The sequence below is a fragment of the Deefgea rivuli DSM 18356 genome (assembly GCF_000620145.1).
Classification (GTDB): Bacteria; Pseudomonadota; Gammaproteobacteria; order Burkholderiales; family Chitinibacteraceae; genus Deefgea; species Deefgea rivuli.
Genome location: NZ_JHVM01000013.1, coordinates 109,077 through 133,932, shown reverse-complemented (window position 1 = coordinate 133,932; position 24,856 = coordinate 109,077). Strand labels below are relative to the sequence as shown.

Here is a 24,856-nt window from a genome sequence, read left to right as displayed (position 1 = left end):
ATTAAGATGCTTCTTCCACCGCTGGCGCTTGGATAAAGTTGTCGCGGTAATATTTGAGTTCGTCGATTGATTCAACAATATCGGCCAAGGCCGTGTGTGCGCCGCGTTTTTTGAAGCCTTTAGCAATTGCTGGCTGCCAGCGTTTGCACAACTCTTTCAAAGTCGACACATCCAAATTGCGGTAATGGAACCAGGTTTCCAACGTCGGCAAATACTTCACCAAGAAACGACGGTCTTGATGCACCGAGTTGCCGCAGAGTGGCGATACACCTTTTGGCACGTATTCGGCGATAAATGCAATTAACAAGGCTTCAGCTTCCGCCTCGGTCGTCGTTGACGCTTTCACTTTGGCGGTCAGGCCAGAATTACCGTGGGTTTTCACACACCACTCGTCCATGCTATTCATTAATTCATCGGGCTGATGAATGACGACGACGGGGCCTTCAGCGACGATATTCAAATCATTGTCGGTAATGACGATGGCAATTTCGATCACACGGTCTGTTTCAGGCTCTAAACCTGTCATTTCCATGTCGACCCAGATGAGTCGGTTCTGGTCTTGTGGCATACTGGCGCAATCCCTATAAAAAACATCATTTTACTTCATGACCGACCTGTTTAGCGCACATCAATTTTCACTTCTTTTTCTATTTGCGCTGGTTTCTAGCGTTTTATTACAACTTTGGTTGGCGCTGCGTCATATCAATCATGTAAAACGCCATTGCCGTGACGTACCGAGCGAGTTTGCCGAACAAATCACACTCGAATCGCACCAACGCGCCGCGGCGTATACCGTGGTAAAAACCCGCTTTGGCATGATGACGACGCTATTTGATGCGATGGTGTTGGCGGCGTTTACGCTGGGCGGCGGCATTGAATGGTTATCGCAACTCACCGCACAGTGGTTTACCCCCAATTCCACCGCGCATGGCGTGGCGCTGATTGCGGCGCTGGGCGTGGTCAGCAGTCTGTTATCGCTGCCATTTTCGCTGATTTCCACTTTTGTGATCGAAGCGCGCTTTGGTTTTAATCAAATGAGCGCCAAGCTGTTTATTACCGATTTGATCAAATCCACTGCGATTGGAGCGGCAATTGGCTTGCCGCTGATTGCTGCCGTGTTGTGGTTAATGGGTGCCATGGGCGACAACTGGTGGCTGTATGTGTGGGCGACGTGGCTCGCGTTCTCGTTAACGTTGATGTGGGTGTTCCCGACGTTTATCGCGCCGCTATTTAATAAATTCGTACCAATGGAAGACGGCGAAATGAAAGACCGCATCGTCGGCCTGCTCAATCGCTGTGGCTTTCAATCGAACGGCTTGTTTGTGATGGACGGCAGTAAACGTTCCAGCCACGGCAATGCTTATTTCACGGGATTGGGTAAATCTAAACGCATCGTGTTTTTTGATACCTTGCTCAAGCATCTATCGCCACCGGAAGTTGAAGCGGTATTGGCCCATGAGCTCGGCCACTTTAAGCATCGCCATATTGTGAAACGCTTGGTGTGGACCTTTGCGATGATGCTCGGTCTGTTGTGGCTGCTTGGCCAGCTCAAAGCACAAATGTGGTTTTATCAAGGCTTAGGCGTAACGACACCATCGACGGCAACGGCGCTGATGCTGTTCTTTATGGTGTTGCCGGTATTTACTTTCCTGTTCGCGCCAATCAGCTCAATGATGTCGCGCAAGCATGAATATGAAGCCGATGCGTTTGCCGCTAGCCAATCATCCAGTAGCGATTTAGTCAATGCGCTGGTAAAACTCTACCGCGACAATGCCGCGACGCTGACACCTGATCCATGGCATAGCGTGTTTTACGACAGCCATCCACCAGCCAGTTTGCGAATTGCCGCCTTACAACGGCTTGCCAACTAATTAGCTTTGGCGGATTGAAGTGGTGTGGGCTACAACAGAGGCATTTACAAAGGAGCCACGCCATGTCTTTAAATACTGAACGTTGCAGCAATAGCGTTGAAAAACTCGATCATATGGCTGCTGAAATGTTGTCGACCGAACTGAACGATTGGTTGCTCGTCAACGACACGCTAGAAAAAACTTTTCGCTTTAAAAGTTTTCACGAAACGATGGCTTTTGCCAATGCCGTGGCGTACATCGCCCATCAGCAAGATCATCACCCCGACATTAACCTGAGCTTTAGCCGTTGCAAGCTGATTTGGAATACGCATTCAGTGGGCGGCTTATCGCGCAACGACTTTATCTGCGCCGCCCGCGTGGATGGCTTAATTCTTACTTAATTTAACGTGCAAAAGTTTTATAGCAAGGCGAGACAACATGACTAGAAACTTTTGCATTAACCCCACTTTAAAGGCCTCATGAGCGAAACCGCCCGCATCGTTACCAGTTATGGCAAGGTCTACATCGTAGAATTGGCCGATGGCCGCCGCCTTTCCGCCTCAACCCGAGGCAAAAAAACCGATTATGCCTGTGGCGATCAAGTCGACATCGACGTGCTCAATGCCGAGCAAGCCGTTATTAATAAGGCCCTCAAACGCAAAACGCTGCTCTATCGCTCAGATGCGTGGCGCAGCAAAATGATCGCGGCGAATGTGACGCAGATTGTGATTGTCGTTGCGACCGAACCGAGTTTTTCGGATGAATTGATTAGCCGCGCGCTGATTGCCGCCGAAGCTGAAGGCATTCGCCCCATTATTTGCCTGAATAAATGTGATCTACCCGTGGCCGACACTGCACGCTCGCGCTTGGCGTATTACAGCGGGCTGGGTTATCCGGTGGTTGAGATTTCGGCGATGCAAGATTTAGCGCCGCTGGAGCCTTGGCTGGAAGGGCAAGTTTCGGTACTGGTCGGCCAATCGGGAATGGGTAAATCGACGATTACCAATGCGCTGATTCCTGATGCCAAAGCGCGCGTCAAAGAAATCTCGACCGCGCTCGATTCGGGCAAACACACGACGACGCATGCACAATTGTATAAATTAAATGCAACGTCTGAACTCATCGATTCGCCCGGCCTGCAATCGTTTGGTTTGGCGCACATTGGCGTTGAAGAATTGCCGCGCTTAATGCCGGATATGGCGCGCCATTTAGGCCAATGCCGTTTCCATAATTGCCGCCACCGCCAGGAGCCAGGTTGCGCGATTCATGGCGCGATTAGCGACGGCACGATTGCCGCAGAACGCCTCGCCTTTTTGCATAGGCTGCAAGACGAACTTACCGCCAACGCCGCCAGTAAATACTAAGCAACATCAATAGGTATTACCTTGTAGGCATTTAAAAACAATGTCTACATGGTAATACCTACGTATATTTCAAGCCTCATCGTCCTACATCAACTCCCCTCGTTCAATAGAACATTTTTCATAAAAGCATACTAGAATAGTGATTCCGTCAGCTGACTGACTTCAAACTATCTCTAGGTGTTTATGAACCCGTCCTTTCCGTATATTGTCGACCAAGTTGGCTTACCGATTCTGGGTCAGCCCTACCATTTTAGCGACGCCAAGATGGCGACATTTATGCTCGACAGTCAGGCCGGGGCCTTAAATCAGTTACTCGATACCTATATTAATCAACCATCGCAAGGCCAGTACCAATACCGCTCTCTAGCCGTTAAGGGTCAGGCCTTGAGCATCATGATTATGGCGCAGATGACGGTGGATGCGAGCAATCCTGACGGTGTGGCCTACGGCAAGGAGCGTTATTCGGAGCTGTCATTCTGGATTCCTTGTTACGATCGCAAAGCTTTAGCGCGCGGTGAATTTAAACCAGCGCTGTTTTTACCCTTTCTGTTTCCTGATAGTTTCTCGGCGATTACGACTGGCCGCGAAATGTTTGGTTTTCGCAAACAACTCGCGGCATTTCAATATCCGCACGGCGAGCTGAACGTCTGGCATCCAGAGTTCACCGCCAGCACCTGCGGCTTTAAAAACTTAAGCGCCGACAGCATCGCACAACAGTATGATTTTATTTCTCTTGTTAATAACGAACACGAGACGCCAATCGCTCAGGCGTGGGCCAGCACCAGCGACGCCGCCGCCGGAATGATTGAGCATTTGTTTGGCTCCCAATGGACGTGCGCCGAAACGGGCGAAGTGCTAGGTGAGATTAACGCCGACGTTCTGGCCGACTGCCCCGCGCTATTTATCAAACAATTCCCCGCCATTGAAGGCGCACAAAACGCGCAAGTCCGCAGCATCACCAGCGCGCCGTTTCAGCTACAAGCTTTCCACGGCGGATTTCCTTGGCTGAAAGGTCTTGGCCTGAAAAAATTCGACTTACAATTTGCGCGCCTAGCCAGCCACCCGATTGTGGCGCAGCTGGGTCTGACGCCAACGTCGAGTACCGCCGATATGGATACGGTTGAAACCAAGGGTTTCTGGGTCAATGTCGATTTTGCTTTAGAAACGGGCAAAAACATGCTTTCTATTGCGCCGCCGAAACAGAAAATCGCGATTTTAGGCGGTGGCATCGGCTCGTTAACGACGGCTTATGGCATCACGCAAGACCCAGACTGGCAGTCAAAATACGAAATTACGCTGTACCAAATGGGCTGGCGTTTGGGTGGCAAAGGCGCAAGCGGCAGAAATCGCGAGATCGCCGACCGCATCGAAGAGCATGGTCTGCATATTTGGTTTGGCTATTACGACAATGCCTTTGCGCTGATTCAAAATTGCTATGCAGAGCTAGCGCGTTCCAGCAATTCGCCACTGGCGACGTGGGATCAAGCCTTTAAGCCGCATAACACGATTGTCGTCGAAGAATATGTCAGAGAAGAATGGCGCACATGGGCGCTGTCGTTCAAGCCCGACGGTGAAATTCCAGGGCAAGGCGCAAGTAAAAGCGATCACCCAATGGGCTTTTTTGCCCATTTACGCGAATCACTCGCTGAGCTGCACCAAGAGCTGAAACGGCACATTAACCAATCAGAAACCACTCGCCATGCCGTTGCTCGCCACTTTGCGCGCAGCGTGTCGCATACGGGGGAAAGCTTGCTTGGCAAAGTGCTCGATGTGGTTGCCAAGCCCGTTGAATTTGTCGTTGAACATGAAGTGGAGCGCGTCTTTACTGCGCTTCAAAAACTGTACGAATCTTTCCCACAGCGCGGCGATGCGGCCTCATTACATACAGTTCACGCTCAAGACCCGAGCCACTGGCTGGACGTGATTGCCGAGATCAGAGGTCTAATCGATCAAATCATCGCCCCGTTTGCCGAAGTGCTCGATTCGATTCGCCGTATTTTGACCGTGGTCGATTTAGCGTTGGCGATTGCCAAGGGTATTCTGCTCGATGGCGTCTTGCTTAAAGGCTATACCGCAATCAATCAATACGATTTTACCGAATGGCTGATCCGCAACGGCGCGAGTGTTGACGCGGCTAATTCGGCGCTGGTGCGGGCATTTTATGATCTGTATTTGGGCTTTCCGAATGGCGAAAACAAGATCGTCGGCGATGGTGTCGCCATTGGCGGCAATGTGTCGGCGGGTGAATTGCTGCACAGCTATATTCTGGTCACCCTATGCTACAAAGGCGCGGTGATGTGGAAAATGCAGGCTGGCATGGGCGATGTGGTCATGACGCCTATCTATCAAGTGCTGAAGCAACGCGGCGTGAAATTCGAATTTTTCAATAAAGTGACCGACGTACACTTAAGCGCAGATCAACAGCAAATCGCCGAAATTGACATCGACGTGCAGGCGACACTCAAACCGAATATCGCCGCCTACAATCCGCTGTACGACGTGAAAGATCTAGCTTGCTGGCCATCTGCGCCGCTGTACGAGCAACTCGAACAAGGGCAGGCGCTCAAAGCGCAAGACATTAATCTGGAATCGGCGTGGACCCCTTGGCCTGCGGTCGCGAAAAAAACGTTGAAACTAGGGCAGGATTTTGATTTGGTGGTCATGGGGATTTCGGTCGCTGCGCTGCCGTATATCACCTCAGAACTGGCTCAAGCCAATCCAGCCTGGCAAGCGATGCTCAAGCATGCTGCAACCACGCAAACCCAAGCCATGCAGTTGTGGCTCAATATCAATCTGGAAGAAATGGGTTGGCCGCTGGCGAGCCCGATTCTGGATGCCTATGGCGAGCCGTTTAATACTTGGGCGGCGATGGATCAAACGCTGGATAAAGAAAACTGGCCACAGAATGAACTCCCCCATGGTATTGCCTACTTCTGCAATAATCTCAAGGACGCCCAGCCTATACCCCCATTTACCGATCACGCCTTCCCTGCCGAGCAAGAAGCACGCGTCAAGCAAAGTGCCAAGGAATGGCTGGCTCATTACACCGGTCATTTATGGCCGTACGCAACGCAAGCGAATGGTCGGAGTCTGGATTTTGCCAAGTTGGTCGACCTAGAAAATCGCCTCGGTGAAGCTCGGCTTGATGGGCAGTATTTCCGCGCCAATATCGACCCAACCGAGCGCTATGTTTGCAACGCCGCCAATACCAATCAATACCGCTTGAAAGCCGATCAGTCCAGCTTTGCCAATTTATATCTGGCTGGCGACTGGGTCGACAATGCAGCGCTCAATTTGGGTTGCGTAGAATCCACAGTCATCTCAGGCTTACAAGCGGCAAGGGCTTTAACTGGCTATCCTATAGCCATTCAGCATGAAACATTTTAATAATTAGCAAATCAGCACGCCCGCAGGCTCGGGCGTGCATGGCATCACCAATCTGCTATTGATCGACGAGAATTTTTTAAATACAAAAGGCTACAACTTGATTACGATCCCGCCGTATCGCTTGCTCGATCAATTACACAATAGTGAACAATCCATTGTGTATCGCGCCATCGATGAGCGGGATCAGACCCGTGTCATCCTGAAGTTTTTTTGCAAAGCAAATCCGTCGCAGCACGATATCTCCCGCTTCAAACGCGAATACACGATTGCGCAGCGGCTGACTCACCCTGCCATTGCCCGCCCCTTGGCACTGACTCAGCATCAATCGCGCTGGGTGATGATCATCAAAGATCAAGCTTGCACCTCGCTCAACCAACATCCCGCACTTAAGCAAGACCAGCCGATTGATTTGGCTACATTTTATGACATCGCTTTGCAACTCTGCGCGGCGCTAACGCTGATTCATCAACACAAAATCATTCACAAAGACATCAATCCGGCCAATTTGTGCTGGAATCAGCAATCTTGCCAACTGCAAGTCATCGACTTTGGTGTCGCTAGCGAATTAGGCCAAGAAACACCGCTGATTCAAAGTCCACATGCGATGGAAGGCACGCTAGCGTATATGTCGCCCGAACAGACGGGGCGAATGAACCGTGTTGTTGATTACCGCTCTGATTTTTATTCGATGGGCATTACATTTTATGAATTGCTGAGCGGTAAACCGCCATTTGTCAGTCATGATGCAATGGAAATCATTCACTGCCATTTGGCACGCACACCAGATTGGTCCTCAGCCGCATTCCAAGCCCTGCCACCACAACTGATTACCGTACTCCAGCGCCTACTGGAAAAAAATGCCGAGGCACGCTATCAAAGCCTGAGTGGTTTAATTAAAGATTTGAAGCACTGTCAATCTCAGTCCCAACCGCAAGCAGCAGCGGTCGATGGCGGCATCGGTTTAAGCGACCATAGCGGTGTCTTTCATATCCCGCAAAAACTCTATGGCCGCGAGCAAGATGCGGAAGTCTTAATGGCGGCATTTGATCGCGTTAGCATGGGGCAAAGCGAAATGCTGCTGGTGGCGGGTTTCTCTGGCATTGGCAAATCGGCCATCGTCAACGAAATTCACCGCGCCATCGTGGCGCGGCGCGGCTATTTTGTCGCGGGTAAATTTGACCAATACACGCGCAATATTCCGTATTCATCGTTGGTCCAAGCATTTCAAGATTTAATCCGCCAATTACTCAGCGAGCCACGCGCCCAACTGGAACAATGGACCGCCCTGATTCAAGCCGCACTGGGCGCAAATGCGGGGGTGCTAACCCAGCTTATTCCCGATCTCACGCTGATTATTGGCGCAAGCGAACCCGTCGCCGAACTGCCACCACTGGAATCACAACATCGACTCAACCGACTGTTTGAGCGCTTTATCCAAGTTTTTGCCAGCGAAGCACACCCCTTAGTGATTTTTCTGGATGATCTGCAATGGGCCGACCAGCCGACGTTGAAACTCATCGAATGGTTTATGCGCAATCCAGACGAGCGCTATCTGATGTTTATTGGCGCTTATCGCGACAATGAAGTCGATGCGGCTCATCCTTTAATTGCGCTCAGAGACGATTTACTCAAACGCCACGTTGCGCTACACACGCTCACCTTAGCGCCATTACAAGAACACCATGTTACCAAATTGATTGCCGACACCTTGCGCGCGCCCATTGCCAGTTGCCAAGTGCTGGCCCAACTCTGCTTTGATAAAACCCGAGGTAATCCGTTTTTCCTGAATCAGTTTTTAAGCACCATTCATGAACTGGGCTATCTCAATTATGACTTTGACCTCAATCATTGGGTTTGGGATATGGCGCAAATCGAAAATGCCGATTTCACTGCCAATGTCGTTGAATTAATGGTCAGTAAAATTCGCCGCCAACCCGAACAGACCCAACAGTTATTGCAACTGGCAGCCAGCATTGGTAATCGCTTCGAGCTGGTCACGCTGGCCACCGTCTGCAAACTGACGCCCTACCAAACTCAACAATGCCTCTGGCCTGCCTTGCAAAGTGATCTGATTTTGCCACTGGATCAGCATTACAAATATTTGCTGGAAGATGAAACCAGCCCTGAAATTAGCTACCGTTTTCTGCATGACCGCGTGCAGCAAGCCGCGTATGCACTGGCCGGTGACGAACAAAAACAGCAACATCACCTTAGCATTGGCCGTTTATTACTGAGCAATACCTCAAGCAAGCAGGTCGAAAATCAATTATTCGCCATTGTTGAGCAATTTAATGCTGGGCGCGATTTGATTCGCGATCCCGCTGAGCGCATTGCCATTGCGCACCTGAATCTGCAAGCCGGCCTTAAAGCGCGTACCTCAGCGGCCTATCAAGCCGCATTTCACCACATGCAAATTGGACTCAGCCTGCTGCCAAATGATGCTGGGCAGTGTTGCCCAATGCTCAGCCTTGATCTACACATTGGCGCAGCAGAAAGTGCCTACCTATCGGGCGATTTTGCTACGGCAGAAAGTCTTTACCCACTCGCCCTAAGCCATTGCAAGGGGGTATTGGACCAGATCCGTTGCTACACGGTGCAGGCAAGTCAATACCAGCTAGAAGGTCGTTTCTTAGAAGCCATTAACATCCAGCGCATCGGCTTACATTTACTTGGATTCGTCATTCCCGAAGACGATGCCGCGCTATTACAAGAAGTGAGACAAGGTTTTACTGATATTGCCAACATGACCGCCAATCGCATGATGACCGAGCTGATGCAAGCGAAAACCATGGCGGATCCCGAGCAGCTGGCGGCGATGCAACTGCTATTTGGCATGTGGTACGCCAGCTATCTGGCGGGTTTGTCTAATCTTAATGCGCTGACCACCACCACGATGACGCGTTTGTCATTGCAAGCCGGTCATTGTGATATTTCACCGTTTGCTTATGTCAATTACGCATTTATCGTGGCGTTTATCCTCAAGCAATACGAGGTCGGTTATCAATTTGGTACGATGGCGGTTGAGCTAGCCAATACACAAACCAATCTGGGTATTCGTGGCAGCACCCACTTTCTGTTTGCCACCTTTACCAATTACTGGAATCAGCCACTGGCGACATCGAACACCTATTACGACGACGCCTACAGCTGGAGTTTAGAAAGCGGCGACTTTGCCACGGTGGGCTACATTATCGCGGTTCGCGCGAGTGATCGCGTCATTCAAGGGATCAATCTGCCAGATCTACTGGCCAGTTGCGAGCGCGATATTCTTTTACTCGAAAGCACTGGGCAACAAGATATGGTGGACTGCACCCGAGTCGGCACGGTGCAGTCGATCAAAAATCTGCTGGGGCAAACGACACATGCGGCGACTTATGACGATGCGCAGTTTAGCGAAGCAAAATTCCTCATCGACTATGCCGCCAAACCACTGCACCTGGCCTATTTCTACCACGGAAAAATCCGCAACGCGTTTTTGTTTGATGCCGAAAACGCCGAAGCACTGGCCGAGAAATTAGCCCTCGTCGAACAATTTGTGCCGGGCCAATGCAAAATCCCCGAAGCGACTTTTTATACTGCGCTGATTTGGCTACGCGCACTGCAACGCCATCCAGCTCGTAATGATCACAACGCCATTCAAGCCCTATTGGCGCAACTCAGCGAAAAATTCTCAGTTTGGGCGCTGCAATGTCCAGCTAATTTTGCCGCCAAATCGCTGCTGCTACAGGCACAATTGGCGCAATCAAACGGCGATATCGCCAGCGCGATTGCGCTCTATCCACAAGCCATCTCAATGGCAAAAAGCAGCAACTATATCAATGTGGAAGCGCTCTCCAATGAGTTGTATGGCGATTTCTGGCTTGCTCAGCGACAAGAACGCATTGCCGAGGTCTTTTTGCGCGATGCACTGCACCTTTACCGTGCTTGGGGCGCGGAAGGGAAAGTAGCTCAACTGCAGAACAAACATCCTGAACTACGACCTGTAAGCCGCGCTGTAGTACAAAAATCAGCGTCAACAGTCACCTTGGTGAATACCGCCAGTACCTCAGATAGCATCCACTTTCTTGATCTGGCTTCCATTCTGAAAGCCAATCACGCACTATCAAGCGAAGTAGCGTTGAGTCATGTACTCGCTACGCTACTCGAGATCGTCAAAGAAAACTCTGGCGCGCAAACGGTGCGTTTATTACTGACGCACACTGCGCATAACGGCGAGCATTGGTTCTTAGAAGGTGAAGCGTCCTCTAATAAGGTCGAGGTACTCCAATCCCTAGCCATCCCATTGAATGCGCTCAGCAGTCCGCTACTGCCACTGAGTCTACTGCGCTATGTGGTACGCAGCGGCAATGAGGTGATTGAAGAAAACATCAGCAGCTCAGACAATTATGCGATTGATCCCTATGTATTAGCGAAACATCCAAAATCAGTGATGTGCCTACCCATTAAACGTTTCTCACAAGTGACTGGCGTTCTTTATTTGGAAAATAATCTAACTGCAGGTGTTTTTACGCAAGACCGAGTTGAGTTTCTCCGAGTCGTGGCGGTACAAGCGCTCATCTCGATCGATAACGCCAGGCTTTACGATAATCTTGAACGTCAAGTCTTTGAGCGCACCGCCAACCTCAATCAAGCCTTGCTCGAACAGCAGGCCATTTTCGACAATACGGTCATTGGTATCGCCTTTATCAAAGACCGTATCGTGCAGCGCTGCAACGCTGGGCTGGCACAACTATTTGGCTATGAGCGTGAGGCATTAATCGGTCAATCAACCCGCGTGCTTTATGCCAGCGATGAGGAATCGGAGCACTACTCCCAAATCGCTTATTCGCAGATTGCAAAAAATGGTGGCTACCACGCAGATCTGCCTTTGATGCATAAAAATGGCCAGCCCATCTGCTGCGAAGTTCATGCCCGTTTACTCGATAGCCAGCATCCAGAGCAAGGCATTATCACCACGATTCAGGATATTTCTGAACGCAAACAGGCCGAGCAGACGCTGGCGGAAGCCAAAGAGCGTGCTGAAGCCGCAACGCAAGCCAAGTCGCTGTTTCTCGCCAATATGAGCCACGAAATTCGTACACCAATGAATGCGGTGATGGGAATGAGTCGACTCGCATTGAAAACGGCCAGCGACGAAAAACAGCGCAATTACCTGCAAAAAATCGTTATTTCAGCCGAAAATTTACTCGGCATTATTAATGACATTCTCGATTTTTCAAAAATAGAAGCCGGAAAACTCGAACTCGAAGCGATTCCTTTTCAATTAGACAGCCTACTCAATCCGCTCTCAGATCTGATTATGCTGCGTACCGAGTCCAAAGCCGTCGAAGTGGTATTTCGCATCGCACGTGATGTGCCACAGCAACTGATCGGCGATCGACTGCGTCTCAGTCAAGTACTCAATAACCTGGCCAGCAACGCGAGTAAATTCACCGAACACGGCGAAATCGTGCTGGATATTAAAGTTGAAGCGCGATATGCCGACCGAGTGGCGTTACGCTTTAGCCTCAGTGATACAGGCATCGGCATGACGCCCCCGCAACTGGCGACGCTATTTCAATCCTTTACTCAAGCGGATAATTCGATCACTCGAAAATATGGCGGAACAGGTTTAGGCCTCAGTATTAGCAAGCAACTCGTCGAAATGATGGGCGGCACGCTGACGGTGGGCAGCACGCTCGGCCAAGGTAGCTCGTTTCGTTTCACTATTGAATTGGGCATCGACACCGCTCATTCAGCGTATATTAAACCAGACCTCCCCCTACTGACTGCGCACCGAGTACTGATTGTCGATGACCATGCCATTGCCCGTGAAGCACTGGCAGAAATGCTGAGTTCATTCGGCCCGGAAGTCCTCATGGCTGACTCAGGAAAAGCCGCGCTAGAAACTTTAATCATCGCCGCCGAATCAGGCCAGCCTATCGATCTTGTGTTGATGGATTGGCATATGCCCGACTGGGATGGAATAGAAACAATTCGACGTATACGCTCAGAGGGCATACTTATAAAAGCCCCTGCTGCAATACTCATGGTAACCGTCTCTGCCGAAAGCGAAGTCATGCCGCTCGCTGAGGCAGTTAAATTGGATGGTTTCCTCGCCAAACCCGTCAATCGGCAGTTGCTGCAAGAGCAGCTTATGGCCATTTTTTACCCCAACAGCGATGCCAGCAAGCCACAAAGCCTTAATGATGGCGATCCACTGGCGCAACTGAATGGCGCTCGCATCTTATTGGTCGACGATACCGAATTTAATCGGGAAATCATTCTGGGTATTCTCGGCGAAGCACGCATCAATGTGGACATTGCCGAAAATGGTCAGATCGCACTGGATAAAGTGAAGCTCGGCCAATATGACTTGGTACTCATGGATATTCAAATGCCTGTGATGGATGGCCTAAGCGCCACCCGCGCCATTCGCCAATTAACGGATTGTGCCTCACTGCCGATTATTGCGATGACGGCGCACGCCATGGTGGGGGATAGAGAAGCCAGCTTGGCATCGGGAATGAACGATCACATTACAAAACCAATTGAAGCGGCACAACTCATCCAAGCTTTACTCAATTGGATTAAACCCAGTCAGCTACTCGGGCGCGCCATTCCCGAGCAACTTGAGCAACAAAGCGCATCCATTATGGCAGCGCCGCTGACCCAAGTCCCCACCATCGGCCTCGATTTAGTCGTGGCACTCAAATTACTTGGCGGCAATCAAAACTTACTCCAACGCTCATTAGTTATCTTTGTCCGTGATTATGGTTCGGCCGGCTTAACCATCAGCGAGGCTTTGGCACAAGGGGAATACATCCGAATTGCTGATCGAGCCCATGCCGTCAAATCAGCCGCCGCCTACTTAGGGGCTAGCACGCTATCGAGCAGCGCCGCCGCGCTGGAAACTGCAGCACGACTTGAAAAAAGCAGCGAAATCCCCGAGCGCGTGGCCTATTTTCAGCAGCACCTTGCGATGACCCTTGATGCGATTGCAGACACTATCGCTATGCACGACAAGCCATCACCCAGTGCAGAAGCAGATACCGCCACAGTTTTGGCGCAACTTGAAGCGCTCGCTCCACTGATTCAAGCTGGGAATTTTGCCGCCAACCAGCGGCTCGATCACTTAAGCAAATTAATGGATGCCCGCTGGCAGGAGCAAGTTAGCGAAATTGGCCGCCTATTTGACTATATGGAGACGGATGCCGCCGTCGCAGCGCTCCTTGAGCTGCAACAGGCATTACGCACCCAACAGGACACGACGACATGACCGAGCGACAAAAAATTCTAGTGGTGGATGATTCAGCCAGTAATCGACAACTATTAGGCGAACTGCTACAAGCGGACTACACCGTACTCTTGGCCAAAAATGGCGAACAAGCCTTGCTGCGTACGCGTCAACAGTTACCTGATCTGATTTTGCTAGATGTCGTCATGCCGGAGATGGATGGGTATGAAGTGTTGAGTCAGCTCAAAGCCGATCTGCACACCGCCTCCATTGGCGTGATCTTCATTACCGGGCTGGACACCCCCGCCGACGAAGAGCGTGGCCTACTACTGGGGGCGTCCGACTATATTACCAAGCCATTTCATCCGGCCGTGGTCAAAGCGCGCGTCGCAGTGCATATGCAAGTTGCACGACAACGCCGTATGCTGGAAACCCTCGCCAATATTGATGCGCTGACCGAGCTACCCAACCGACGTCAACTCGATGCAGTATTAGCCGCTGAATGCTCACGCGCTGGGCGCACCGGCAATCCATTGTCGGTGGCGCTGCTCGATGTCGATTTTTTCAAGCCCTATAACGACTTTTATGGTCATGCCATGGGTGATCGCGTACTACAAAGCATTGCCCGCGTACTCAGTGGTAACTTGAAGCGGCCTTGCGATGTCGCAGCTCGCTATGGTGGGGAAGAATTCGTCCTCATCATGCCAGACACCCCGCTTGATGGCGCGCTTGAGCTAGCCGAGGCCTTATGCCGTGCCATTGCAGAGCTCCACATCCCGCATGAAAAATCAACGGACTATGCTTGCGTCACGGTGAGTATTGGTATTGCCAGTAGCCGCGCCGCCGTACAGCCTACTGCCGATAGCTTATTACAGGTAGCAGACTCACGACTGTACCAAGCCAAGGCAGCAGGGAGAAATCGGGTCTTGGCCGAGTAATCACTGCATCAACGCTCGATATGCTGAGCATTACTTGGCTGAGTTGTGTCTTTTTAATCGCCCCTTATTACGTGTTGATGGTTTTAAGTGCCTGCGGCACGGTGTTTTACAGTCGCAATCCGCGGCGGGGACTTCTTTCTTTGCTTCGCCAAAGAAAGAAGCAAAGAAAGGCGACCCGGGCGCGCATCGATCCCCGATGCCCTCGATCAGTCGTGAGCCAAACGATAAAACTGTTTGTCTCTCGCCCTCACTCGGTGCGCTTAGACGGGATTTTTAAGCCCCAGCTCAACGAGCGCTGGCATAGCATCAACACCTAATCTGAACATCGCCCCCTTTAATTAGGTATCGTTACCGTAGCGTTTCCTGCGCTGCCACAGCGACCAATACACCCACAGGCGCCAGCCAAGATGCACTGAAAAATACGCGATTACCGCGAGCAAACCAGCCAACAAAGGCAAGCCAATGAGTAATGGCGCACCAAGGGATTCCGCCCACCGCCACATCGCCCCCATCCACTGCATCAGCGAAGCATCGGAAAACGAGGGGATCGCAGTGCTCACCACCCCATTCGTTCCCGTTACCCACACCCCAAGCTGATACGCCAGCCAATAGATCGGTGCAATCGTTAATGGATTCGTATAAAACGTACCCAAAATCGCAACGGGTAAATTGACACGAAAAATCAGGCATAAAATGGCCGAGGTAATCACCTGCAATGGGCCAGGTATCAATCCACCAATCATCCCCACAGCCAAGCCGCCCGCAACTGATTTTCGATTTAAATGAAATAAATTTGGATGCTCAAACCAATGTGCAAACCGACGTAGAAAGCGGTTTTTCAGCATGCTTTGATGATCTGGTAAGCAGCGACGTAAATATTTGCGGGGCATTCGGCGGGTTTCTCGTTGATTTAGCTATGACAGACCGAATTATTAACGCAAAATTCAATTATTCGCTTCAGCAAATAGATAAATAGAAAATCATGGTTGCCGTTACCCGCCCGCTCGCCCAGTCCATCGCCGAAGCAGCCGATCCAGATCGTTGGCTACTCGCCCTTTCTGAGCGCTATCCGCCGCAGGATATTACGCGCCTGCGCGAGGCGCTCGACTGGGCGGCCGAGTTGTACGGCAATGCACTGAATCCAGATACGCAAACTTCACTCTTTCTGCACGCAGTCGCCAGCGCGTCGATTGTTGCCGATTTGCGCATGGACGCCAACGCGGTCATTGCTGCACTGCTATTTTGTGCGCCGGATAAACTCAACAACGCCGCAGAACAAATCAATAAACGTTTTGGCAGTACCGTCACCGCTCTCGTTGATGGGATTTTAAAAGTGCGGCAGTTGCGACAACTCGCACAACCACAACGCGGCAAGATCGATGATTACGCGCAGCAAGTGGAAGCGCAGCGCAAAATGCTATTGGCGATGGTCGAGGATATTCGCGCGGTACTGATTAAACTCGCGTGGCGCACGCAAACCATGCACAGCCTTGCCAATATCCCCGAAGAACAACGCCGCATTATTGCGCGCGAAACCTTGGATTTATTTGCGCCTTTAGCCAATCGCTTGGGTGTTTGGCAGATTAAATGGGAACTAGAAGACTTAGGTTTCCGTTATTTGCATACCGAAACTTATAAAAAAATCGCTAAATTACTTGATGAGCGCCGCGTTGATCGCGAGCAGTTCATTGGTGATGTTATTGCCAAACTACGTAGCGAACTCGCGCTGGCTGGCGTCACCCACGTCGATTTGATGGGGCGGCCCAAACACATCTATAGCATCTGGAAAAAGATGCAGAAAAAGAAGCTCGATTTTTCTGAGCTGTACGACATTCGCGCGGTGCGGGTCTTGGTCGACGATGTGAAGGATTGCTATACGGTGCTCGGCATCGTGCATAACTTATGGCAACCGATTCCTGGCGAATTTGACGATTATATCGCGCAGCCAAAAGGCAATTTTTATCGCTCGCTGCATACTGCTGTGATAGGCCCGAATGATAAAGCGGTTGAAGTGCAAATCCGTACTTTCGATATGCACGAACACGCCGAATTTGGCGTCGCAGCGCATTGGCGCTACAAGGAAGGCGGCAAAGGCGACTCGCGCTACGAAGAAAAAATTGCTTGGCTGCGCCAGCTACTCGATTGGCGCGAGGATATTGCCAATGAAACTGATTTCTCCGATGCATTTAAAGCCGAACTGTTTGACGACACGATTTATGTGCTGACACCCGCAGGCCGAGTGATTTCACTGCCCAAAGGCAGTACGGCAGTCGACTTTGCTTATAATTTACATACCGATCTGGGGCATCGTTGCCGAGGCGCGAAAGTGAATGGCGCGATTGTGCCACTGGGAACGCCACTCGAAAATGGTCAACGCGTTGAGATTTTAGCCGCCAAAGAAGGTGGACCTAGCCTTGATTGGCTGCACCAAGGTTATGTCAAAAGCCACCGTGCACAGCAAAAAATTCGCCATTGGGTACGTCAGCAGCATCTTGATGTTGCCATCGAAGCGGGGCGTACGCTGTTTGACAAAGAATCATCGCGCGCCGGCGCGAACAACATCAGCCACGAGCTGATTGCGCAAAAACTCGGCTACAAAAATATCGAAGACGTTTTTGCTGCACTGGGTCAAGGTGAATGCTCACTGCGCGCGCTATCGATTGCCTTTAATGAATCGCTTGCTCCCGTTGAAGTACCGGATGAGCCCGAAGACTTCGTCAAAACCGCCCGCGCCAAACAAAATGGCGAAGGTATTTTGATCGAAGGCATCGATAAATTAATGACGATGCTCGCCAAATGCTGCAAACCCGTGCCGCCCGATCAAGTCATGGGCTTTGTTACCAAAGGTCGGGGAATTTCAATTCACCGCTCCGATTGCACTGCACTCAAACATCTAGCAGCAACCGCCCCAGAACGCCTGATTAAAGCCGATTGGGGCCAATCTATCGGGCATGTATTTTCAGTCGATATTTTAGTCGAAACGCTAGAACGCCCAAGCATGCTGCGCGATGTGTCGGACGTGATGGTGCGAGATAAAATCAATGTGACGGCTGTGAATACACAAAACAAAGATGCGCGATCACAAATGCGTTTTACGATTGAAATTAAAGACAGTGAGCAATTACAAAAAGTATTTGTTCGCCTTAAAGATGTTCAGGGTGTGATTCGCGTATCGAGGTTATAAGAAAACGAGAAATATGACGTTTATACGAGTGTCATTGGAAAAGATTTGGGTTTTCTTGCCGATAATATCTATTCTTATCCAAAGCTCAACTGACATTATCGAGGCACGCCATGTTTAACTCGCTCCGCAATAAATTGATCGCTTTTATTGCGCTCTTATTGTTAATCACAATCGGCTTAATTTCCTTAGGTGGTTATTTCAAAATGCGCGGCGTGATGCTGGATTCATTGCAAAATGAGATTTCCGGTACCGCTTCTGGCTATAACGTCACCTTACGCAACTGGGTTGACGGTCATAAAATGATCGTCACCTCAATGGCCACTGCGCTGGGTAGTGCCACCGATCCAATGCCGGCCTTGGTACAGGGCGCAAAAAGTGCCAAATTTGATTCAGCCTATTTTGGTACTGCTGATAAACAAATGATTACCAGCCGAGAGCTGGGGCTGCCCGCAGGTTACGATCCAACGAGCCGTCCTTGGTATCAACAAGCCGTCGCAGAAAAGCGCACCATTCTAACTGCACCGTATGTTGATGCAGGGAGTAAGCGCCTCACTATGTCATTTGCCTCGCCAGTAGAAAGCAACGGCGTGCTTGCTGGCGTGGTCGGTACCGACATCATGCTTGATGATATTGTCAAAGACGTCCTCAATATCAAGTTAACCGGCGAAGGCTATGCCGTGCTGCTGGGGAAAGATGGCAAAGTGCTAGTCCATAGCAATCAGGCTTACATCCAGAAATCCATCAACGAAGTGACTCCCGATTTATCCGTCGAATTACTCGAGAAATACGCTGGCGAAAGAACTCTGAATACCGTACAACTCGATGATAAATCGCGGCTTGTGTATATCCAGTCGATTGAAGGCTCGGATATGTATTTGATGTTTGTGATTGATAAAAATATTGCACTTGCACCGCTTAATCAATTGCTCATTATTGCTTTTGTCGCATTGATTGGTTTGCTTGTCGTTCTGATTCCATTGTCGAGTATGTTAGTTAGCAAAATGCTCGCGAATCTGCGAGTGATGCGTGACCGTATGCAGCAAATTGCTAATGGCGGCGGAGATTTGACGCGAACTCTGGATATTCGTGGCAACGATGAAATTGCCCAAATGGCCGTCGCGTTTAATCAATTTACCGGCCAGCTTCGCACCATGTTTATTGATATTCGCAAAGAGACAGAAAACCTCACCCACGGCGTGACCGACATTAATAGCGTATTGCAGCAACTTGCCAACGATTCAGCGCTACTTTCTGATCTAGCGGCGGCCAACGCAGCAACGATAGAGGAAATCACCGTCAGCATCAGCCACATTGCCGACAATTCCAATGACGCCAATCAACTCGTTACTAGCACTGGGGCACTATCAGGAGAATCTGCATCAACGGTACGCGAAGTAGCAAAAGAAGTTAGCAAATCAGCGACTGAAGTAGAAGGATTAGCCAGCTTACTCAATAGCCTAAATCAGCGATCACAAGATATCAGCGGCATTATTCGCGTGATCAAAGAGATTGCCGATCAAACCAATCTTTTGGCGCTCAATGCCGCAATTGAAGCCGCACGAGCGGGCGAGCAAGGGCGCGGCTTTGCTGTCGTTGCGGATGAAGTTCGCAAATTGGCAGAGCGTACAGGTCAAGCCACAGTAGAAATTACTGGGATGATTGACGGCATTCGCCATGAAACAGATGCCGCCGTCGCCAATATGCAATCGACCATCACGACTGTGCAAAGTGGCGTTGCGCTGTCTGAATCTGCCGCCGAGAAAATCGCCCATATTCGTGAGAACATGCACACGGTGATGGTCAAAATTGGTGAGATTGCCCACTCAACCAAAGAACAACAAGATGCCACTACCGCAATGGCACAAAGCGCAGAAAACATCACCAATCAAATGCAGCAATCCGATGCCGCGCTGCACCGAGCCACTGGCGCAGTGCATCAGCTCACTGATCTGGCCGTCTTCTTGCGCCAGCTCTTCGGCAATTTCAAGCTCTAATTTGCCGAACACAAGCCGAAGCTGTACTCCAGAAAACCCCAAGCTGCCAGTTACTGGCAGCTTTTTTTACATTAATTAGCCTGCTATCTCAGCAAATCGACATTTTGCATTTGCAGGAGTGGACTTACCCACGAAGACACTATTTGATATTCACTTTCGTATCACCCTTGCTTTCGCGGGCAAGTCCGCTCCTGCGGTGCGTAGCTGAAATGGCACGCTAATCAGGGAGTTATATTGACTTACCCTCAAATAAACTTGAGCTAACTAGATACCATCACAAAAACAGTGCATAACATTGGGATGTGAAACAAAATCACGCAGCACTCATCTCAAACCATAAAAAAAAGTCCACTTTAAAATAAAGTGGACTGTTTTCATGAACAAATACAAGAATTTAAGGCTTACCATATTTACTGAGCAATTTATCTAGCCACTTTGATGCTGTTAATCGCTGTGGCATCGTCCCTTTGTAAAGCAAGATTTCTAAATAATCGAAAGCTTCGCGTCGTTGCCCCTCGGTGATCAGCTTAGCAATTTGCTGCAGCGTTTCATCATCAGAAGCAAAATCTGCCACATCAATCGGTAGCGCTGATATTTCTGATGTCGCTATTGGTGTAATGGCTAGTGTTGATGCCGATGCTGGCTCAGCGAAATGCTCCCCCTCGTCAAGCGAAAATGCTTCAGGGATTGAGGCAAAAATAGCCTCATCCGCCTGCTCCTCAGCCATAGGTTCATCATTCAGTGGCGAAAAATCAATGTCAAAACCCAGCTCATCACTTTCTACTAGCTCAAGTGACGCGTCAACAGAGGGAGCAGTCAACCCCACATCATCGTACAAAGCCTGCGCCAAATTACGGTCGGTGATGATTTCCTTAGTCTGCTCTGGCTCAGCAAATAAACTGAAATCAGACATTGCATCAACAGATTGATACAAAGGGTTTGTTGGGTCTATTTGTAAACCCAGCGCCTGAACCTGCTGCCACAGGGCTTCGCTAGAAAATTGCAAACGAAATGCAACGGCTCGCTCCTGAAACAAATCAACCATATTATTTTGCTGGAACACATCAAACAGCTTCATCCACAAAGCCAGTGAAGTCGGTCGTTCTGCAACTTCGTGCATCAGTAAATTAATGGCTTGTTTGGTTAGACCATGATCGATGAGAAGTTGTGCTTCTTCTGCAACTGAATTTGGCGATACCACGTCCATATCTTCATTTTGCCACTCATCCTCATCCATATTGCGAATAGGGATGCCCACTTCATCATGATCAAAACCACCGGTGCGTGAAGCAAACTGGCTATTAAAGCTCGTCGTTGGCCTATGGCTTGCAGCTGCGCCATACGGGTTTCCAACATGCAAGGTCGAAATCCCCAGCATAGAATAAGGCTCTTCTTGAGATCGGCGACGAATCATGCGCTGCCGCCAAAATAGCAGCAAACTCGCAATCGCCAACAGCGCCACGAGGTAGAGCCATTTCCAAGAAAAACCACTGCTGCCACTATCCTGCTTACCCTCAACACTTAATGACGAAGTCGCTGCACTGGCCGCGCCACCCCGTAGACTGCCAAGCTGTTTTTCTAATTGAGTAATTTGATACTTGAGCTGCAGCATCTGTGCTGCTTGCTCATCAGATTCTAAAGACAATAAACGCTCACGTAAGCGTAATGTTTCCTCTGGGGACAGATTATTTTTTTGGGTTAAATCTATACTCGGCTGAGATAAGCGGAGCCGAAAATCACCACTTGACTCATCAGTCGCAGTGGGCGCTATCGCAACAACTGGGGGAGCCGGATCTAAAGTCAAACGAGGCAGAGCTTCGCGTTGGCTCATCGGTGCAACACGAGTTGGTGCATTCTCTAAGGTTGACGTAGCAGCAATCGGCGAAGGCAACTGCAGACGCCAATCACCGCCCAAGCGAGCCGATGTGCCTTGCGGCAAATCGGGGTTGAGATCAAAGATACCTTCAATGAATTTTGCTCGCCGCGTTTCATCTGTTGGGTAGTAACGTTTCGCAATATTGGCGACAGTATCGCCCTCTTCTGTCAGCCATGCCGTACCTAATCGTGGCAGACTGCGTTTGCTTTGTTTATTGCTTGCCTGAGTTTCAATGGGCTTACGGTTTTGCCCTGATTTGTATTCACGAGGGTCGAGTAAAACGCTGTAATCACGCTGAAAAACACGATCTTCTTGGCCTGGGCATTTCACTCTAACCGATACATTCACCACCGGCTCTTGTAATGCATCAAGCCCATGTACCAGCAAACGGCCACCATCACCATTTTGCTGAAAAATCAGCTTGGCACGGCGTAACACATTTTGCTCATCATCCTCATGTGGGCTGACCAAACGAAAACAATTGCTGCTTATTTCCTCTTCGTCGGTCGCTGCGACAGAAATGCTGGCATCAAATTTTTCGCCCAAAGCAGAATTCACGCGAATATCGCCAAGCATGGCTGAAGACGACTCTGCGGCTAGCAAAGTCGCCATAACAGCCAGAAACATACGGGATTTAAGCATTGAGTGAGGCCGTTTTCTTATCATTATTTCTTCATAGCTGCGTTAAAACATGCTTTGTCATTAAACAATATCAAGATGCTCCAATCCCGATAAAACGTCTCGATTTTTAGATTCCGTGCCATTCAATTTAATTTGCAAGCGCAAATCATTGACAGAGTCAGCGTTACGCAAGGCATCTTCGTAACTAATTCGATTCGCTTCAAACAAATCAAACAAAGACTGATCAAAAGTTTGCATGCCCAGCTCCCGGGACTTTTTCATGATTTCTTTGATTTCGTGTACTTCGCCTTTGAAAATCAATTCAGAAATCAACGGAGAATTAAGCATCACCTCAACAGCAGCGACGCGCCCTTTCCCGGATAAATGCGGCACTAAACGTTGCGATACAAAAGCTTTCAAATTCAACGATAAGTCCATCAAAAGCTGTGACCTACGCTCTTCTGGGAAGAAGTTAATAATCCGATCAAGGGCTTGATTCGATGAGTTAGCATGCAAAGTTGCCATGCAAAGATGACCCGTTTCAGCAAAAGCAATCGCGTAATCCATCGTTTCGCGATCACGAATCTCACCAATCAAAATTACGTCAGGTGCTTGGCGCAAAGTATTTTTCAGCGCCGCCATCCAAGAGTCGGTATCCACTCCTACTTCACGCTGCGTGATAATTGAATTGCGGTGTTCATGTACATATTCGATTGGATCTTCAATCGTGATGATGTGGTCATAAGCATTTTGGTTGCGATGGCCAATCATGGCAGCCAAAGAAGTCGACTTCCCTGAGCCTGTACCGCCAACAAACACCACCAAGCCGCGTTTAGTCATCGCAATATCGCGTAGCACGGGTGGCAGATTTAAATCCTCAAGTTTCGGAATTTCTGAATTAATCGTCCGCAGCACCATCCCTACTCGGCCTTGCTGCATAAACGCATTCACGCGAAAGCGCCCCATCGTGCCAGGGCTAATTGCGAAATTACATTCTTTATGCGCTTCGAAATCTTCAGCTTGGCGATCATTCATAATCGCTCGTGCTAATTCTTTGGTGTGCTGCGCGGTGAGCTGTTGATTAGACACCGGCGTAACACGGCCATCAATTTTCATGGCAGGCGGGAAATCGACCGTAATAAACAGATCCGACGCATTTTTGCCGCGCATATGGCGCAGCAAATCATGCATAAACTTGGCGGCTTGTTCTTTTTCCATCACTTAGCTACCTTTTAAACTATTTCTATTTGTAATAGCCGCTATGGCCTAAATTCAACACACCCATCGCGCATATCGCGCAGCAAATCATGGATGAACAATGCGGCTTATTCTGTTTCCATGGTGCTGGCTTAGCCTTTAAAATTATCCGGAATCGCGGCTTTACTACGCGCATCAGCAATCGAAACAATGTTGCGTTGTACCAAGTTCTGCAGGCATTGATCCAAAGTTTGCATACCATACTGCGAACCCGTTTGAATCGACGAATACATTTGGGCGATTTTATTCTCGCGGATCAAATTTCGAATCGCCGGAATCCCTATCATGATTTCATGCGCGGCGACACGGCCTTGCCCATCTTTGGTTTTTAATAGGGTTTGTGAAATCACGGCGCGTAATGATTCCGAAAGCATAGATCGAACCATTTCTTTTTCTGCTGCGGGGAAAACGTCAACCACGCGGTCAATTGTTTTGGCGGCAGACGTCGTATGCAAAGTACCAAACACCAAATGCCCAGTTTCTGCCGCTGTTAACGCCAAACGAATTGTTTCCAAATCGCGCATTTCACCCACTAAAATCACATCAGGATCTTCACGCAAAGCACTACGTAGTGCATTTGAAAACGACATGGTATGCGGGCCGACTTCGCGCTGATTAATTAAGCATTTTTTGGATTGATGCACAAACTCAATCGGATCTTCAACGGTCAATATATGACCATATTCATTATCATTAATGAAATTGACCATTGCTGCTAGCGTCGTTGATTTACCCGAGCCCGTTGGCCCAGTGACCAACACCAACCCACGCGGATTTTGGGCAATATCTTGGAAGACTTTCGGGCAGCCTAATTCTTCAAGTGACAGCACTTTTGATGGAATCGTCCGAAATACAGCGCCAGCCCCGCGATTTTGCACAAAAGCATTGACCCGAAAACGCGCTAAATTCGGAATTTCAAAAGAAAAATCGCACTCTAAGGTATCTTCGTAAATTTTACGCTGGCCATCATTCATGATGTCGTACACCATATCATGTACGTCTTTATGCTCCATCGCAGGCAAATTAATCCGCCGCACATCGCCATGAACCCGAATCATCGGTGGCAAACCCGCAGAAAGATGCAAGTCGGATGCTTTATTCTTTACCGAAAAGGCTAAGAGTTCTGAGATTTCCATTTATAATTATTCCTCTTATAAGTAATTGCGCAA

General features: G+C 49.5%; 13 protein-coding genes. 8 read left to right on the top strand and 5 right to left on the bottom strand.

Translation table 11 applies throughout. The features are described 5' to 3' along the window. Window position 1 precedes the first annotated feature (1 nt). Window positions 2-568 carry an oligoribonuclease gene (orn, locus tag Q320_RS0107065; protein WP_027468424.1) on the bottom strand — a complete coding sequence of 189 codons (567 nt, stop codon included), beginning with the start codon at window positions 566-568 and terminating at the stop codon, window positions 2-4. 37 nt (window positions 569-605) lie between these two features. On the opposite strand from orn, the gene Q320_RS0107060 reads away from it, so the two are divergent. The 6 genes from Q320_RS0107060 to Q320_RS0107035 all read left to right on the top strand — a co-directional run bounded on the left by Q320_RS0107060 (window position 606) and on the right by Q320_RS0107035 (window position 14,755). Beyond that, window positions 606-1,871 (top strand): M48 family metallopeptidase, encoded by a 1,266-nt coding sequence (locus Q320_RS0107060; protein WP_027468423.1) that lies wholly within the window; start codon window positions 606-608, stop codon window positions 1,869-1,871. 62 nt (window positions 1,872-1,933) lie between these two features. Next, window positions 1,934-2,251 (top strand): 4a-hydroxytetrahydrobiopterin dehydratase, encoded by a 318-nt coding sequence (locus Q320_RS18875; protein WP_035852903.1) that lies wholly within the window; start codon window positions 1,934-1,936, stop codon window positions 2,249-2,251. 78 nt (window positions 2,252-2,329) lie between these two features. Then, on the top strand, window positions 2,330-3,214 hold the full coding sequence (rsgA, locus tag Q320_RS0107050; protein WP_027468422.1) for a ribosome small subunit-dependent GTPase A: 885 nt from the start codon (window positions 2,330-2,332) through the stop codon (window positions 3,212-3,214). A gap of 183 nt (window positions 3,215-3,397) precedes the next feature. Then, on the top strand, window positions 3,398-6,601 hold the full coding sequence (locus Q320_RS0107045; protein ID WP_211251192.1) for an NAD(P)-binding protein: 3,204 nt from the start codon (window positions 3,398-3,400) through the stop codon (window positions 6,599-6,601). A gap of 34 nt (window positions 6,602-6,635) precedes the next feature. Then, the gene (locus tag Q320_RS0107040) at window positions 6,636-13,859 is read left to right on the top strand and encodes a response regulator (RefSeq protein ID WP_027468420.1); all 7,224 of its coding nucleotides are present in this window, start codon (window positions 6,636-6,638) and stop codon (window positions 13,857-13,859) included. Further along, window positions 13,856-14,755 (top strand): diguanylate cyclase, encoded by a 900-nt coding sequence (locus tag Q320_RS0107035; RefSeq protein ID WP_027468419.1) that lies wholly within the window; start codon window positions 13,856-13,858, stop codon window positions 14,753-14,755. Before Q320_RS0107040 ends, Q320_RS0107035 begins: the two co-directional genes overlap by 4 nt. 338 nt (window positions 14,756-15,093) lie before the next feature. Here Q320_RS0107035 and Q320_RS0107030 read toward each other — a convergent pair whose 3' ends face one another. Next, window positions 15,094-15,645, bottom strand: a complete 552-nt coding sequence (locus tag Q320_RS0107030) for a DUF2062 domain-containing protein (protein ID WP_027468418.1) — start codon at window positions 15,643-15,645, stop codon at window positions 15,094-15,096. Between the two features lie 92 nt (window positions 15,646-15,737). Here Q320_RS0107030 and Q320_RS0107025 point away from each other — a divergent pair, with 92 nt between their 5' ends. Both Q320_RS0107025 and Q320_RS0107015 read left to right on the top strand, forming a co-directional pair. After that, window positions 15,738-17,939, top strand: a complete 2,202-nt coding sequence (locus tag Q320_RS0107025; protein ID WP_027468417.1) for a RelA/SpoT family protein — start codon at window positions 15,738-15,740, stop codon at window positions 17,937-17,939. Between the two features lie 110 nt (window positions 17,940-18,049). Then, window positions 18,050-19,933, top strand: coding sequence for a methyl-accepting chemotaxis protein (locus Q320_RS0107015; RefSeq protein ID WP_051534549.1), 1,884 nt, complete (start codon window positions 18,050-18,052; stop codon window positions 19,931-19,933). A gap of 394 nt (window positions 19,934-20,327) precedes the next feature. Here Q320_RS0107015 and Q320_RS0107010 read toward each other — a convergent pair whose 3' ends face one another. From Q320_RS0107010 to Q320_RS0107000, 3 genes are all read right to left on the bottom strand, one after another. Continuing rightward, the gene (locus Q320_RS0107010; protein ID WP_156939011.1) at window positions 20,328-22,451 is read right to left on the bottom strand and encodes a type IV pilus assembly protein FimV; all 2,124 of its coding nucleotides are present in this window, start codon (window positions 22,449-22,451) and stop codon (window positions 20,328-20,330) included. Between the two features lie 60 nt (window positions 22,452-22,511). After that, entirely contained in the window at window positions 22,512-23,648 is a 1,137-nt protein-coding gene (locus Q320_RS0107005) for a PilT/PilU family type 4a pilus ATPase (protein WP_027468414.1), read from the bottom strand. A gap of 131 nt (window positions 23,649-23,779) precedes the next feature. After that, the gene (locus tag Q320_RS0107000) at window positions 23,780-24,823 is read right to left on the bottom strand and encodes a type IV pilus twitching motility protein PilT (RefSeq protein WP_027468413.1); all 1,044 of its coding nucleotides are present in this window, start codon (window positions 24,821-24,823) and stop codon (window positions 23,780-23,782) included. Between the last annotated feature and the right edge of the window lie 33 nt (window positions 24,824-24,856).